The 13,844-nt window shown below is 64.1% G+C and carries 13 protein-coding genes; 1 reads left to right on the top strand and 12 read right to left on the bottom strand.

Features of this window, described 5'->3' with window-relative positions; genetic code table 11:
- Window positions 1-5: 5 nt before the first annotated feature.
- From kduD to uxaC, 7 genes are all read right to left on the bottom strand, one after another.
- The gene (gene kduD, locus FJ958_RS20900) at window positions 6-770 is read right to left on the bottom strand and encodes a 2-dehydro-3-deoxy-D-gluconate 5-dehydrogenase KduD (protein WP_140745070.1); all 765 of its coding nucleotides are present in this window, start codon (window positions 768-770) and stop codon (window positions 6-8) included.
- A complete protein-coding gene (gene kduI, locus FJ958_RS20895) occupies window positions 767-1,618 on the bottom strand; it encodes a 5-dehydro-4-deoxy-D-glucuronate isomerase (RefSeq protein WP_140745069.1) in 852 nt (283 codons plus the stop codon). The genes kduD and kduI overlap by 4 nt, the downstream gene beginning before the upstream one ends.
- Before the next feature lie 22 nt (window positions 1,619-1,640).
- Window positions 1,641-2,414: a FadR/GntR family transcriptional regulator gene (locus tag FJ958_RS20890; protein ID WP_140745068.1), complete on the bottom strand. Its 774-nt coding sequence runs from the start codon at window positions 2,412-2,414 to the stop codon at window positions 1,641-1,643.
- Between the two features lie 114 nt (window positions 2,415-2,528).
- The gene (locus FJ958_RS20885) at window positions 2,529-3,809 is read right to left on the bottom strand and encodes a TRAP transporter large permease (RefSeq protein WP_140745067.1); all 1,281 of its coding nucleotides are present in this window, start codon (window positions 3,807-3,809) and stop codon (window positions 2,529-2,531) included.
- Between the two features lie 3 nt (window positions 3,810-3,812).
- Window positions 3,813-4,397: a TRAP transporter small permease gene (locus FJ958_RS20880; RefSeq protein WP_181176455.1), complete on the bottom strand. Its 585-nt coding sequence runs from the start codon at window positions 4,395-4,397 to the stop codon at window positions 3,813-3,815.
- 2 nt (window positions 4,398-4,399) lie between these two features.
- Window positions 4,400-5,377 carry a TRAP transporter substrate-binding protein gene (locus FJ958_RS20875; protein ID WP_140745066.1) on the bottom strand — a complete coding sequence of 326 codons (978 nt, stop codon included), beginning with the start codon at window positions 5,375-5,377 and terminating at the stop codon, window positions 4,400-4,402.
- 32 nt (window positions 5,378-5,409) lie between these two features.
- Window positions 5,410-6,822 carry a glucuronate isomerase gene (uxaC, locus tag FJ958_RS20870; protein WP_140745065.1) on the bottom strand — a complete coding sequence of 471 codons (1,413 nt, stop codon included), beginning with the start codon at window positions 6,820-6,822 and terminating at the stop codon, window positions 5,410-5,412.
- A 179-nt stretch (window positions 6,823-7,001) separates the two neighbouring features.
- Between uxaC and FJ958_RS20865 the strand changes: the two genes are divergently transcribed.
- Complete coding sequence (locus FJ958_RS20865; RefSeq protein WP_140745064.1) at window positions 7,002-8,507, top strand: mannitol dehydrogenase family protein; 1,506 nt, start codon at window positions 7,002-7,004, stop codon at window positions 8,505-8,507.
- A gap of 137 nt (window positions 8,508-8,644) precedes the next feature.
- On the opposite strand, the gene FJ958_RS20860 is transcribed toward FJ958_RS20865, so the two are convergent.
- From FJ958_RS20860 to FJ958_RS20840, 5 genes are all read right to left on the bottom strand, one after another.
- Window positions 8,645-9,052, bottom strand: coding sequence for a F0F1 ATP synthase subunit epsilon (locus tag FJ958_RS20860; RefSeq protein WP_140745063.1), 408 nt, complete (start codon window positions 9,050-9,052; stop codon window positions 8,645-8,647).
- A gap of 112 nt (window positions 9,053-9,164) precedes the next feature.
- Window positions 9,165-10,733 carry a F0F1 ATP synthase subunit beta gene (gene atpD / locus FJ958_RS20855; RefSeq protein WP_181176454.1) on the bottom strand — a complete coding sequence of 523 codons (1,569 nt, stop codon included), beginning with the start codon at window positions 10,731-10,733 and terminating at the stop codon, window positions 9,165-9,167.
- A gap of 70 nt (window positions 10,734-10,803) precedes the next feature.
- Complete coding sequence (locus FJ958_RS20850) at window positions 10,804-11,691, bottom strand: F0F1 ATP synthase subunit gamma (protein WP_140745062.1); 888 nt, start codon at window positions 11,689-11,691, stop codon at window positions 10,804-10,806.
- A gap of 46 nt (window positions 11,692-11,737) precedes the next feature.
- Window positions 11,738-13,267, bottom strand: a complete 1,530-nt coding sequence (atpA, locus tag FJ958_RS20845; protein ID WP_140745061.1) for a F0F1 ATP synthase subunit alpha — start codon at window positions 13,265-13,267, stop codon at window positions 11,738-11,740.
- The gene (locus FJ958_RS20840) at window positions 13,267-13,827 is read right to left on the bottom strand and encodes a F0F1 ATP synthase subunit delta (protein ID WP_140745060.1); all 561 of its coding nucleotides are present in this window, start codon (window positions 13,825-13,827) and stop codon (window positions 13,267-13,269) included. The genes atpA and FJ958_RS20840 overlap by 1 nt, the downstream gene beginning before the upstream one ends.
- Window positions 13,828-13,844: the final 17 nt, after the last annotated feature.

Genomic DNA, 13,844 nt, shown 5'->3' with positions numbered 1-13,844 from the left:
CCTCCTCACCGCGCCAGCCAGCCGCCATCCACCGGCATCACCGCGCCATGCATGTAGTTCGATGCCTGAGCCAGTAAGAAAACGGCGGCATCGCCGATATCTCCCGGCTCGCCCCATCGGCCCGCCGGAATGCGCGCCAGGATGGCAGCGCTTCTGTCAGGGTCGGCACGCAGCGCCTGCGTATTGTTGGTTTCGATATAACCCGGCGCGATGCCGTTGACGTTGATGCCTTTCGCCGCCCATTCGCAGGCGAGCAGCCGGGTGATGCCGAGCACGCCATGTTTGGAGGCGGTGTAGGACGCGACGCGGATGCCGCCCTGGAAGCTCAGCACCGAGGCGATGTTGACGATCTTGCCCTTGCGTCCAGCAGCCAGGACGCGCCTGGCGAAGGCTTGGCAGAGCAGGAAGACCGCCTTCAGGTTGAGGTCGAGCACCTCGTCCCAATCGGCCTCGCTCAGATCGACGGCATCGGCGCGCCGGATGATGCCGGCATTGTTGACGAGCCCGTCGAGCGGTCCGCTTTTTTCCCAGACCCGGTCCAGCATCGGTCCGGCCGCCGCCGTGTCGGCAAGGTCGGCGGTTACAGCTTCGAACTGCCCGCCCACCCCGGCGATCCTTGCCGCCGTTTCATCCATCGATGAGCGGCCGACGCCGACGACCGCACCGCCGGCCCGCGCGATCGACACCGCTATGCCCTGGCCGATGCCGGTGTTGGCGCCGGTAACGAGGATGCGTTTGCCGGCCAGGCTGAAAGCGGAGAGGTCGATCACCGCAGTTCTTCCATCGCCACCGGATCGACATCGGTGTAATCGACATTGTCGCCGGCCATTGCCCAGATGAAGGCGTAGTTCGACGTACCGGCGCCCGAATGGATCGACCAGCCGGGCGACAGCACAGCCTCCTCGTTGCGCATGACGATATGGCGCGTCTCGTCGGGCTCGCCCATGAAATGGAAGACCCGCGCCGTGTCCGCCAGATCGAAATAGAGATAGGCCTCCATGCGCCGGTCATGCACATGACACGGCATGGTGTTCCAGACGGAGCCGGGCGCGAGCTGCGTCATGCCGACGACGAGCTGGCAGGTTTTCGCGCCATCGGCGTGGATGAACTGGAAGATCGAGCGCTCGTTGCAGGCTTCCTTGCTGCCGAGATCGACGCGCTTGGCGTCGCCGATGCGGATCAGCCGATTGGGATGAGCCTGATGCGCCGGCGCACTCAACAGGTAGAACTTAGCCGGCTCATCGTTACCCGTGGACGCGAACGATACGTCGCTGGTCCCCATGCCGAGATAGAGCATGTCGCGCGCCTGGAGCGTGAACAGCTGGCCACCGGCTTCTATCGTGCCGGACCCGCCGATGTTGACGGCGATCATCTCGCGCCGATCGAGAAAACCCTTCGTCCCTGTCGGCTTGATCACTTCCAGCCGAAGCGGCTTGCCGGCCGGAACGGCGCCGCCGACGATCATCCGGTCGTAGTGGGTATAGGTCAGACGGATCCGGCCGAGCTGGAACAGGTCTTCGATGTGGAAGTTATGGCGCAGTTCGTCGGTGCCCATGGCCGCCGCGGCGACCGGGTCGATGGCGAAGCGCGATGTGTAGTCGGTATGGTTCTGGCTCATCTCTGTCCTGACTTCCGATAGATCACTCGCCGGCGGCGGCCTTGACCGAACTGGCATAGAAGACCTGCCTAGCGTGCAGGCGTTCGCGATAGCGCTGCTGGCTGGCCGTGAGGTGCGCGCGCATCGCCTCGCGCGCGGCTTCTGCATCACCGGACGTGATCGCGTTGAGGATCACCAGATGCTCCCCCTGCAGCCCGCGTTGGTAGCTGTCGGATTGCACCAGTTCCGTCGACCAGGGCGAGGTCACGTCGCACGGTATGGCGCGCCGGCCGAGCACGTCGAGCATTTCGACATAGAACGGATTGTTGGTGGCGCTGGCGATGGCGCGGTGGAAGGCGAGATCGGCCGGCCCGGTCGGCTCGCCGTTGAGCAGCAGCCGTTCGAACTCGAAGAAGGCTTCCTGGATCGCCGCTTCCTGCGCGGCATTGCGGCGGATGGCGGCGAGCCCGGCCGATTCGATCTCGATCGCCAGGCGTACCTCCAGCACGTTGAGCGCGATGGAATCCTTGGTGCCCATGTCGGCGGCGAGCGCGCCGAACATCGTCGAGATGTGCTCGGTGACGAAGACGCCCGCCCCCTGGCGAGGCTCGACCAGGCCGTCGGCGGCAAGCTTGGCCAAGGCCTCGCGGATGACGGTGCGGCTGACGCCGAAGGTCTCGGTCAACTGGCCTTCGGTCGGCAGTTTGTGGCCGGGCAGGATCTCGCCCGCCTGCAGCTGCTTGCGGATCGCCGCGACGACGGTCTCCGAGAGTTTGGGTTTTCTCTCGACCCGGAGGTCGGCAACTGTTTCGGACACGTGGTGAACCTCCTGAGGCAATTCCAGGACAAGTGCGTAGCCGTCTTCCGTCCGGAATTGCGTAGAAACAAAGAGTTGGAGCGGGCCAGCGATTCTACCGATCGCTGGCCCGCTCTAGTGAAACAGACTAGGCAGCCACAATGAGATTTCCGGTATGTAGGTGACGAGCATCAGCACGGCGAAGGCCGCGCCATAGAATGGCCAGATCGAGCGCATCGCCGTCCAGATCGGGATGCGGCCGATGGCGCAGCTGACGAAGAGCACGGCGCCCACCGGCGGCGTGCACAGGCCGATGCCGAGATTGAGGATCAGGATGACGCCGAAATGCACGGGATCGACGCCATAGGCCATGACCACGGGCAGGAAGATCGGCGTGGTGATGATGATCAGCGGCGACATGTCCATGAATGTGCCGAGGATGAGCAGAACGATGTTGATCAACAGCAGGATGACCAGCTTGTTGTCGGATACCGACTGCAGAAAGGCGACCAGCGCGGCGGGAACCCTGAGGTAGGCGAGCAGCCAGCCGAAGGCGGCGGCACAGCCGATGATCATCAGCACCATCGCCGTGGTGCGCACCGCCGCCGTGGTCGCGGCAACGAAGTCGCCCCAGCTCATCGAACGGTAGATGACAAGCGTCACCAGGAAGGCGTAGACGATGGCGATGCACGAGCTTTCCGTCGCCGTGAATATGCCCGACCTGACGCCGCCGAAAATGATGCCGATCAGCACGAGGCCGGGAATGGCGGCGACAAGCAGTTGCATCGCGCGACCGAAGCCGGCGAAGGGCTCGGTGGGATAGCCGCGCCGGCTGGCGACCCAATAAGCCGTGATCATCAGTGAAAGCGCCAGGAGCAGGCCCGGTATGACGCCCGCCGTGAACAGGTCGGCGATCGAGATGCGGCCGCCGGCCGAGATCGAATAGATGATCATGTTGTGCGACGGCGGGATCAGCAAGGCGATGATGGCGCCGACCGAGGTGATGTTGACGGCATAGTCTATCCCGTAGCCGCGCGCCTTCATCTGCGGGATCATCAGGCCGCCGACCGCCGAGGCGTCCGCCACCGCCGAACCGGAAATGCCGCCGAACATGGTCGAGGCGGCGATGTTGACCTGGCCTAGGCCGCCGCGCAGATGGCCGACCAGCGATCCGGCCAGCGCCACCAGGCGCGCCGCGATGCCGCCGCGCACCATCAGATCGCCGGCGAAGATGAAGAAGGGAATGGCCATCAGCGAGAAAACGCTGACCCCGGAATTGAGCCGCTGGAACACCACCACCGGCGGCAGGCCCAGCGTGAGGATCGTCGCGAAGCTGGCAACGCCGAGGCAGAAAGCGATCGGCGTGCCGATGACGAGCAGAAACACAAAGGTTCCGAACAGGACGATCAGCGCCATGGTTCAGGGCTCCTCGCCGGTCGCATAAATGTCAGCATCGACTGGCAGTCCGGCAAAACGCCCGGCCAGGCGCTCCAGCGAGAACAGGCAGACCAGCGCACCGCCCAGAATGACCGGCAGGAAGCTGACCCCGCCCGGCAGGGCGAGCGAGGGCATCACGGTGTTCCAGGTCAGCTTTGCCAGTTGTATGCCGTAGATGATCATGCCGGCGCCGAAGGCCAGCACGACAAGATCGGAAATACTGCGCAGCACCGCCTTCGCCGAGGCGGGCAACACATAGAGCAGCACATCGAAACCAAGATGCGTGCGTTCGCGCACACCGACGGCGGCACCAAGGAAGATGAACCATCCCATCAAAAGCACCGAGAAGGATTCGGTCCAGCTTGGCGACCGGTTGAGCACGTAGCGCGAGAACACCTGCCAGAAGATGACAATCGTCATCAGCGTCAATCCCGCTCCGCTGACCCATAGGGCCAGCCGGGCAAGCCCGGAAAGAAAGCGCTCCGCCCGCAGCCAGAACCCTGTCAGACCCGACCGGCCGGAGGGCAGCGCGGGGGTCTCCGCGCTCCCTGGCGTGCTGCCCGTCATCGTCATTTCTCGGCCTGTATCCGCGCGGCCAGGTCTTTCAGCTCGGGCGTCGACAAATACTTGTCGTAGACAGGCTTCATGGCATCGATCAGCGGCTGCTTGTCGATGTCGCTAACCTTCACGCCGGCGGCCTCGACGATGCCGCGCGACTTCTTCTCCTGCGCGTCCCAGAGTTCGCGCATCTTGACGACACTGTCCTTGGCTGCTTGTCGCACGATCGCCTGGTCCTCCGGCGAAAGCTTGCCCCAGCTTGCCTTGGACATCACCAGCACCTCCGGAACGATCTGGTGTTCATCCATCGTATAGTGCTTGGCAACTTCGTAATGCTTGGCGGATTCGAAGCTCGGCCAGTTGTTCTCGGCACCGTCGATAACGCCTGTCTGCAGCGCCGAATACACCTCGCCATAGGCCATTGGCGTGGCATTGGCGCCGAGCGCATTGACCATGTCGACGAACACGTCCGACTGGATGACGCGGAACTTCATGCCCTTCATGTCGGCCATCGAGGTGATGTCCTTCTTGGTGTTGTAGAAGGAACGCGCGCCCGAATCGTAGAAGGCCAGGCCGATGAGGTCATGCGCCTCGAAGGCTTTCAGGATCTGATCGCCGATCGGCCCGTCCATGACATGGCGCATATGCTCGACCGAGCGGAACATGTAGGGCAGCGACGGAACCGCGGTTTCCGGTACGATGCCGTTGAATGGACCCATCGAGACGCGGTCGAGATCGATGACGCCGGCCTGGGTCTGTTCGATCGTGTCCTTTTCCTCGCCGAGCTGCGCGGAATGATAGACCTCGATCGAATAGCGGCCGTTGCTGCGCTGCTTGATCAGGTCGCTCATGTATTTCACCGCCTCGACCGTCGGATAGCCGTCCGGATGGGTATCCGACGATCGAAGTACGTTTTCAGCGTTGGCAATGCCGATCAGCAACGAGCCGAAGGCGAATGTGGCCGCCGTCACTTTCGATAAAAACAACATGACTTCCTCCCTTTGAAATCAAAACGCCCGGCTCAGAGCCGGTACGCCTTCTTGGCAAGCGTGTAGGCAAGCTCCCTGGCCAGTTCATGCGCCTCGTCCTCGCGCAGCCGGTGCTCGGCGACGAGGCGCGCGAGGAACGCACAGTCGACCCGCCGGGCCACGTCATGACGAGCCGGGATCGAGGGAAAGGCACGGGTGTCGTCGTTGAAACCGACTGTATTGTAGAAGCCCGCTGTTTCCGTCGTCTTCTCGCGGAAGCGGCGCATGCCTTCCGGACTGTCATGGAACCACCAGGCCGGCCCGAGCTTCAGCGCCGGATAGACGCCGGCAAGCGGCGCCAGTTCGCGCGCGTAGCTGCTTTCGTCCAGCGTGAAGACGATGACGGTCAGGTCGCGCTCCAGCCCGACGCAATCGAGCAGCGGCTTCAGCGCCGTCACATAGTCGGTCCGCGTCGGGATATCGAAGCCCTTGTCGCGGCCGAACTTCTGGAAGATGCCGGGCGAATGGTTGCGCCAGGAGCCGGGGTGGATCTGCAGCACCAGCCCGTCGTCCCGGCTCATCTTGGCCATCTCGGTCAGCATCTGGGCGCGAAACAGTTTTCGCTCGCGTTCGTCCTCCGAGCCGCCGCGGATGCGGTTGAACAGCTCTTGCGCCGCCGCATCGGAAAGGTTGGCCGTCTCGGCGGTCGGATGGCCGTGATCGGACGAGGTTGCGCCAAACTCCTTGAAGAAGGCGCGGCGCTGGCGATGCGCGTCGAGATAGCCGGCCCAGGTGCCGGTGTCGCGGCCGGTGATTTCGCCGAGCCGGTCGAGATTGGCCGCAAAACCCTCGAAATCGGGATCGACGACCGCGTCCGGCCGATAGGCGGTGACGACGCGGCCATCCCAGCCACTGTCGCGGATCATCCTGTGCCATTTGAGATCGTCCAGCGCACCTTCGGTCGTCGCGATGACCTCGATGTTGAAGCGCTCGAACAGGGCGCGGGGGCGGAAATTCTCCCACTGAAGCAAGGTCGCGATCATGTCGTAGTGACGATCGGCCGTCGCGGCACTCAGCGGCTCGCCGATGCCGAACAGATGCTCCAGCACATGGTCGAACCACAGCCGCGTCGGCGTGCCACGGAAGAGATAATAATGTTCGGCGAACAGCCGCCAGATCGCCCTGCCGTCGGTCTCGACGGGCGCCCCATCGAGGGTCGGCACGCCGAGAGCCTCCAGCCGTACGCCCTGGCTGAACAGCATGCGGAAGATGTAATGGTCAGGCACGATCAGCAGTTGCGCGGGATCGGGGAACGGCTCGTTCAGCGCATACCAGCGCGGATCGGTGTGCCCGTGCGGGCTGATGATGGGGAGGTCCTTGATGCTGGCATGGAGATCGCGGGCGACCGAGAGAGCGCGCGCCTCGGCTGGAAACAGCAAATCCGCATTCGTCAGTGCCACGGCCATCCTCCCGGTCCCTATCGGTAGGGTTGGCCGGAAATAATGTCAACATACAAAAATTGGATTGTTGTATGATGACTTTTGAGCCAAGCTGAGCATTGTCGATAAGCGTCGCCGATGTTACGCAACTTGCGGCACGCCCGAAGACCACCATGCCGTTTTCCAGCAGATGAGCACCCCGACCGATGACGGATCGCCTTTCCAACCGCACGGCGCAGGCATTGCCCACCGAGGTCGCCGCGCCCCGCTATGATCGCAGCACGGTTGAACCGGGCATCGTGCATCTCGGCGTCGGCGCGTTTCACCGCGCCCACCAGGCCGCCTATATCGATGAATGCCTGGCGGCCGGCGAGACGGGCTGGGGCATAACGGGTGTGTCGCTACGCAGCGCCGATACGCGCGACGCGCTGGCGCCGCAGGACGGGCTGTACACCTTGGCGGTGCGCGACAGCGGCGGCGAGAAACTGCATGTCATCGGCTCCATCGGTTCGATGCTGGTCGCCCCGGAAAACCCGGCCGCGGTGCTGGCGGCGCTGACCGATCCGCGCACACGCATCGTGACGCTGACCATCACCGAGAAGGCCTATCTGCGGGCGGCCGGCGGCGGGCTGGACGCGGCGCATCCCGACATCGTCCACGACCTCGCCAACCCGCAAACGCCCAAGACCGCGCATGGTTTTCTGACCGAAGCGCTCACCCGCAGGCTGGCTGCAGGCGCCCCGCCCTTCACCGTGCTCTGCTGCGACAACCTGCCCGCCAACGGCGCCACCTTGCACAGGCTGCTGATCGAATTCGCCACGTTGCGCGATGCCGGCCCAGGTTCGGCGGGCGATGCCGCAATCGCCGGCCACATTGCCGATCATGTCGCGTTTCCCTCGAGCATGGTCGACCGCATCGTGCCGGCGACGACCGATGCCGACCGGGCGCGGATATCGGGCGAACTTGGTGTCGAGGACGCCTGGCCCGTGATGACCGAACCCTTCCGCCAATGGGTGATCGAAGACGATTTCCCGACAGGCCGTCCGGCCTGGGAGAAATTCGGCGTCACCATGGTCGGGGATGTCGCCCCCTTCGAGGACATGAAACTGAGGTTGCTCAACGGCGCGCATTCGGGCATCGCCTATCTCGGCCTGCTCAGCGGCCACGCCACCGTCGACCGCGCCTTCGCCGACCCTGCGATAAGACGGTTTGTCGATGCGCTCTGGGAAGAAGCCAAATCGACATTGCCCGACGATGCCGGCCTCGACCCATCGGCCTATACGGCCGAGCTTGCCGAGCGTTTTTCGAACACGGCCCTTGCCCACCGCACGGCGCAGATCGCCAATGACGGCAGCCAGAAACTGCCGCAGCGCATCATCGCCTCGGCTATCGAGTGCCTCGAGGCCGGCACCGAACTGGTCCACCTCACGCTGGTGGTTGCAGCCTGGATCGCCGCTTGCGCGGCGCGGGGAAAGACCTTGCCGGAGGGCCATTTCACCGATCCGCTCGATGCGCCGCTGACGGCGCTTTTGAGCCAGCAACTGCCGGCGAACGAAACCGTGACCGGAGTGTTCGACCTGGCCGGCTTCGCCAGGGACCACGCCGAGCGCCAGACGCTGATCGAACTTGTCGCCATCCATCTCGTCCACCTGCGACGGGACGGCACGACCTTGGCCTTCGCCGCGCTCGGCATAGAGGGCGCAGGGTCGTAGGGCGGAACTGGCGCGGATCGGCAGGCGGTAGAGGACTTTTGGGGGCGGCGCGACAGCATCGCCGCCGCCTGAACTCCCGCCAGCTCAACAAAAAGCGAGGCAAGGCCCCGCTTTCAGTCACTTACTCCAGAAGAACTTCAAGCCGGCAGAATGGCGCCGTCCAGCGTGGTGAGCTGGCTAAGGAATTGTTCCGCCTTGCTGCGCGCCTGGTCGTCCTTGGCGTCGTTGGCGTCTTCCCTGGCTTCCTGGATGCGGCGGGCGAGATCAGCGCGATCCAGATCCTTCACCGCGACAGCCGACTCCGCCAGCAGCGTGCAGCCGGCCGGGACGATGTCGGCGAAGCCGCCGAACACGACATAGCGTTCTTCGTTGCCCGAGGCGCTCTTCACCGTCACGACACCCGGTTTGATCGTCGTCATGACCGGTGCGTGATGGGCCATGACGGTCATCTCGCCCTCGGCACCCGGAATGACGACGGATTCGACCTCGGCGGAAACCAGCAGGCGTTCCGGTGAGACCAGTTCGAACTTGAAAGCTTCAGCCATGTCAATTTAGTGAGTAGGGAATAGTGAGTAGGAAGTAGGGAGAGAGGCCAACTGCCCCCGATAACCCAGCTGCTATTCACTACCGACTACTGACTACTCCCTATTGCCTTGATTACGCCGCTTCAGCCGCGAGGCGCTGTGCCTTCTCGACCGCTTCCTCGATGCCACCGACCATGTAGAAGGCGGCTTCCGGCAGATGGTCGTAGTCGCCGTTGCAGAGGCCCTTGAACCCCTTGATGGTGTCGGCGAGGTCGACCAGCTTGCCCGGCGCGCCGGTGAACACTTCGGCGACGAAGAACGGCTGCGACAGGAAGCGCTCGATCTTGCGGGCGCGGGCCACCGTCTGCTTGTCCTCTTCCGAGAGCTCGTCCATGCCAAGGATGGCGATGATGTCCTGCAACGACTTGTAGCGCTGGAGGATCGACTGCACCTGGCGGGCAACGCCATAATGCTCGTCGCCGACGACCAGCGGGTCGAGCATGCGCGAGGTCGAGTCGAGCGGATCGACCGCCGGGTAGATGCCTTTTTCGGCGATGGCGCGGTTCAGCGTCGTCGTCGCGTCAAGGTGGGCGAACGAGGTCGCCGGCGCCGGGTCGGTCAAGTCGTCAGCCGGCACGTAGATCGCCTGCACTGATGTGATCGAGCCCTTGGTGGTGGTGGTGATGCGTTCCTGCAACGCGCCCATGTCGGTGGCGAGCGTCGGCTGATAGCCCACGGCCGACGGAATACGGCCGAGCAGAGCCGAGACTTCCGAACCCGCCTGCGTGAAGCGGAAGATGTTGTCGACGAAGAACAGCACGTCCTGGCCCTGGTCGCGGAAATATTCGGCAACCGTCAGGCCGGTCAGGCCGACGCGGGCGCGCGCGCCCGGCGGCTCGTTCATCTGCCCATAGACGAGGGCCGCCTTGGAGCCTTCGCCGCCGCCCTTCTTGTTGACGCCGGATTCGATGAACTCATGATAGAGGTCGTTGCCTTCGCGGGTGCGCTCGCCGACGCCGGCGAACACCGAATAGCCGCCATGGGCCTTGGCGATGTTGTTGATCAGTTCCTGGATCAGCACGGTCTTGCCGACGCCGGCGCCGCCGAACAGGCCGATCTTGCCGCCCTTGGCGTAGGGAGCCAGGAGGTCGAGCACCTTGATGCCGGTGATCAGGATCTGCGCTTCCGTCGACTGGTCGATATAGGCCGGAGCCGGCTGATGGATCGAACGCAGTTCGACCGCGTCGACCGGGCCGGCTTCGTCGACCGGCTCGCCGATGACGTTGATGATGCGGCCGAGCATGCCCGGGCCGACCGGCACCGCGATCGGGCCGCCGGTGTCACGCACTTCCTGGCCGCGCACCAGGCCTTCGGTGGAGTCCATGGCGATGCAGCGCACGGTGTTCTCGCCCAGATGCTGGGCAACTTCGAGCACGAGCCGATTGCCGACATTGGTCGTCTCCAGCGCGTTCAGGATCGGCGGCAGATGCTCGCCAAACTGCACGTCGACGACGGCGCCGATGACCTGGCGGACCTTGCCGACAACACCGGTTGCCTTGGTCGCCACTGCCGACGTCCTGGCCGCGGCTGCCTTGGCCGGCGCTGCCGGGGATGCCTTGGCCGGAGCCGCCTTTGCGGCTGCTGCCGGAGCCTTTGCCGCCTTCGCGGGAGCCGCCATCTTGGGGGTCGCTGCTTTCGCCATCGTCTTTACCCTTTTTCGTCCTTTGTTTTTCACGCGGTCCAGTCGCGGGCCGATGACCCGCGAACCGCGCCTAGAGCGCCTCGGCGCCCGAAATGATCTCAATCAGTTCCTTGGTGATCTGCGCCTGCCGCTGACGGTTGTAGGTGATCGACAGCTTGTTGATCATCTCGCCGGCGTTGCGCGTCGCATTGTCCATGGCGCTCATCTTGGCGCCCATTTCGCCGGCCGCGTTTTCGAGCAACGCGCGGAAGATCTGCACCGCGATGTTGCGCGGGATGAGGTCGGACAGGATTTCGCCCGGCTCCGGCTCATATTCATAGACGGCGCTGGCGCCATCCGCCGATTCGGCCTGGGCCGAAGAAGCGGTGGCGGCCGGAATGATCTGCTGCGCGGTCGGAACCTGGCTGATCACCGACTTGAACTGCGAATAGAACAGGGTGCAGACGTCGAAGCTGCCCTCGTTGAAGAGGTGGATGACCTTGCGGGCGATCGCGTCGGCATTGACGAAGCCGAGCGTCTTGACCTCGCGCAGATCGATACGTTCGAGGATCATCGACGCATAGTCGCGGCGCAGTATGTCGAAACCCTTCTTGCCGACGCAGATGATCTTGACCTGCTTGCCGTCGGCCAGCAGCCGGCGGATGTGGTCGCGGGCATGACGGGCGATCTGCGAATTGAAGCCGCCGCAAAGGCCGCGCTCGGCCGTGCAGACGATGAGCAGATGCACGTCATCCTTGCCGGTGCCGGTCATCAGCGCCGGGGCATCGCCACCGCCGCCGACCGCCTGGGTGATGTTGGCCAGCACGGAACCCATGCGCTCCGAATAGGGGCGCGCCGCTTCCGCGGCCTCTTGCGCACGGCGCAGCTTCGCCGCGGCGACCATCTGCATCGCCTTGGTGATCTTCTGCGTCGCCTTGACCGAGGCGATACGGTTACGAAGGTCTTTTAATGAAGGCATGCTTCAAACCTGATCCCGTCTTGTCTCATCCGGACTGGCGCTTCGCTCAGGCGAAGGTCTTGGCGAAAGCGTCGATCTCGGCCTTCAGCTTGGCGCGCAGATCGTCCGACAGCGCCTTCTCGTTGCGGATGGCGTCGAGAACGTCCTTGCCGGTCGAGCGCATGTGGCTGAGCAGGCCATGCTCGAACTTGCCGACCTGGTTGACCGGAAGCTTGTCGAGATAGCCGTTGACGCCGGCGAAGATCACCGCGACCTGCTCTTCCGTCTTCAGCGGCGAGAACTGCGGCTGCTTCAGGAGTTCGGTCAGGCGCGATCCGCGGTTGAGCAGGCGCTGCGTGGCGGCGTCGAGATCCGAGCCGAACTGCGCGAAGGCCGCCATTTCGCGGTACTGCGCGAGCTCGCCCTTGATGGAGCCGGCGACCTGCTTCATCGCCTTGATCTGCGCCGAGGAACCGACGCGCGACACCGACAGGCCGACGTTGACGGCCGGACGAATACCCTGGAAGAACAGGTTGGTTTCGAGGAAGATCTGGCCATCGGTGATCGAGATCACGTTGGTCGGGATATAGGCCGACACGTCGTTGGCCTGCGTTTCGATGACCGGCAGGGCGGTCAGCGAGCCGCCGCCGAGATCGTCATTGAGCTTGGCGGCACGCTCGAGCAGGCGCGAGTGCAGATAGAAGACGTCGCCCGGATAGGCTTCTCGGCCCGGCGGACGACGCAGCAACAGCGACATCTGGCGATAGGCGACGGCCTGCTTCGACAGATCGTCATAGCTGATCAGCGCATGCATGCCGTTGTCGCGGAAATATTCGCCCATGGTGCAGGCCGTGAACGGCGCCAGGAACTGCATCGGCGCCGGATCGGAAGCGGTGGCGGCGACGATGATCGAATATTCGAGCGCGCCGCGCTCTTCCAGCACCTTGACGAACTGCGCGACGGTCGAGCGCTTCTGGCCGACGGCGACGTACACGCAGTAGAGCTTTTCCTTCTCGGGACCGTTGTCGTGCACCGACTTCTGGTTGAGCATCGTGTCGAGGATGATCGCGGTCTTGCCGGTCTGGCGGTCGCCGATGACCAGCTCGCGCTGGCCGCGGCCGACCGGGATCAGCGCGTCGATGGCCTTGAGGCCGGTCGACATCGGCTCGTTCACCGACTTGCGCGGAATGATGCCGGGCGCCTTGACGTCGACGCGCTTGCGCTCGGTCGCCTTGATCGGGCCCTTGCCGTCGATCGGGTTGCCAAGCGCGTCAACGACGCGGCCGAGCAGGCCGGGGCCGACGGGCGCGTCGACGATGGCGCCGGTCCGCTTGACGGTGTCGCCTTCCTTGATGTCGCGGTCGGCGCCGAAGATGACGACGCCGACATTGTCGGCTTCGAGGTTGAGCGCCATGCCGCGGATGCCGCCGGGGAATTCGACCATTTCGCCGGCCTGGACATTGTCGAGGCCGTAGACGCGGGCGATACCGTCACCGACGGACAGCACCTGCCCAACTTCGGAGACCTCGGCCTCCTTGCCGAAATTCTTGATCTGGTCTTTCAGAATTGCGGAAATTTCCGCGGCGCGGATGTCCATCAGCCGACCTCTTTCAGTGCAAGCTTGAGCGAATTGAGTTTGGTTTTGAGCGACGTGTCTATCTGGCGCGAGCCCATCTTGACCACCAGCCCGCCGAGCAGCGACGGATCGACGGTAACGGAGATGGCAACGTCCTTGCCGGCAACGCTCTTCAGCGTCGCCTTGAGTTCGGCTTCCTGGTCAGCGGTCAACGCGTGTGCCGACGTCACTTCGGCGGCGGTTTCGCCGCGATGTTCGGCGGCGATCTGGCGGAACGCCTTGATCATGCCGGGCACCGCGAACAGGCGGCGGTTCTTGGCCACGACGCGCAGGAAATTACCGGTGAGGCCGGTGATGCCAGCCGTGTCGGCGATCGCCGCGATGGCCTTGGCCTGATCCTCGCTGGAAAACACCGGGCTGTTGATCAGCCGGGTGAGGTCGGCGCTGCCGGCGAGCATCGCCTCGAAGCTGTTGAGGTCGGCTTCGACCTTGGCGACGGAATTTGCCTGCGATGCGAGTTCGAACAGCGAACCGGCATAGCGTTCTGCGACACCTGAGATTGGCGATGACGATTGAGCCACGGACCGTCTTTTCTCTT

This window comes from Mesorhizobium sp. B2-3-5, assembly GCF_006442395.1.
Classification (GTDB): Bacteria; Pseudomonadota; Alphaproteobacteria; order Rhizobiales; family Rhizobiaceae; genus Mesorhizobium.
The sequence above is the reverse complement of the archived record's forward strand: the minus strand, read 5'-3'. Positions and strand labels throughout refer to the sequence as shown.

What these genes read in the sequence shown, in the direction of transcription:
- kduI (WP_140745069.1), bottom strand. Translation starts at nt 1,618, where the DNA reads ATGAGCCAGAACCATACCGACTACACATCGCGCTTCGCCATCGACCCG.
- FJ958_RS20885 (WP_140745067.1), bottom strand. Translation starts at nt 3,809, where the DNA reads ATGGCGCTGATCGTCCTGTTCGGAACCTTTGTGTTTCTGCTCGTCATC.
- FJ958_RS20880 (WP_181176455.1), bottom strand. Translation starts at nt 4,397, where the DNA reads ATGACGGGCAGCACGCCAGGGAGCGCGGAGACCCCCGCGCTGCCCTCC.
- FJ958_RS20875 (WP_140745066.1), bottom strand. Translation starts at nt 5,377, where the DNA reads ATGTTGTTTTTATCGAAAGTGACGGCGGCCACATTCGCCTTCGGCTCG.
- uxaC (WP_140745065.1), bottom strand. Translation starts at nt 6,822, where the DNA reads ATGGCCGTGGCACTGACGAATGCGGATTTGCTGTTTCCAGCCGAGGCG.
- FJ958_RS20865 (WP_140745064.1), top strand. Translation starts at nt 7,002, where the DNA reads ATGACGGATCGCCTTTCCAACCGCACGGCGCAGGCATTGCCCACCGAG.
- FJ958_RS20860 (WP_140745063.1), bottom strand. Translation starts at nt 9,052, where the DNA reads ATGGCTGAAGCTTTCAAGTTCGAACTGGTCTCACCGGAACGCCTGCTG.
- atpD (WP_181176454.1), bottom strand. Translation starts at nt 10,733, where the DNA reads ATGGCGAAAGCAGCGACCCCCAAGATGGCGGCTCCCGCGAAGGCGGCA.
- FJ958_RS20850 (WP_140745062.1), bottom strand. Translation starts at nt 11,691, where the DNA reads ATGCCTTCATTAAAAGACCTTCGTAACCGTATCGCCTCGGTCAAGGCG.
- atpA (WP_140745061.1), bottom strand. Translation starts at nt 13,267, where the DNA reads ATGGACATCCGCGCCGCGGAAATTTCCGCAATTCTGAAAGACCAGATC.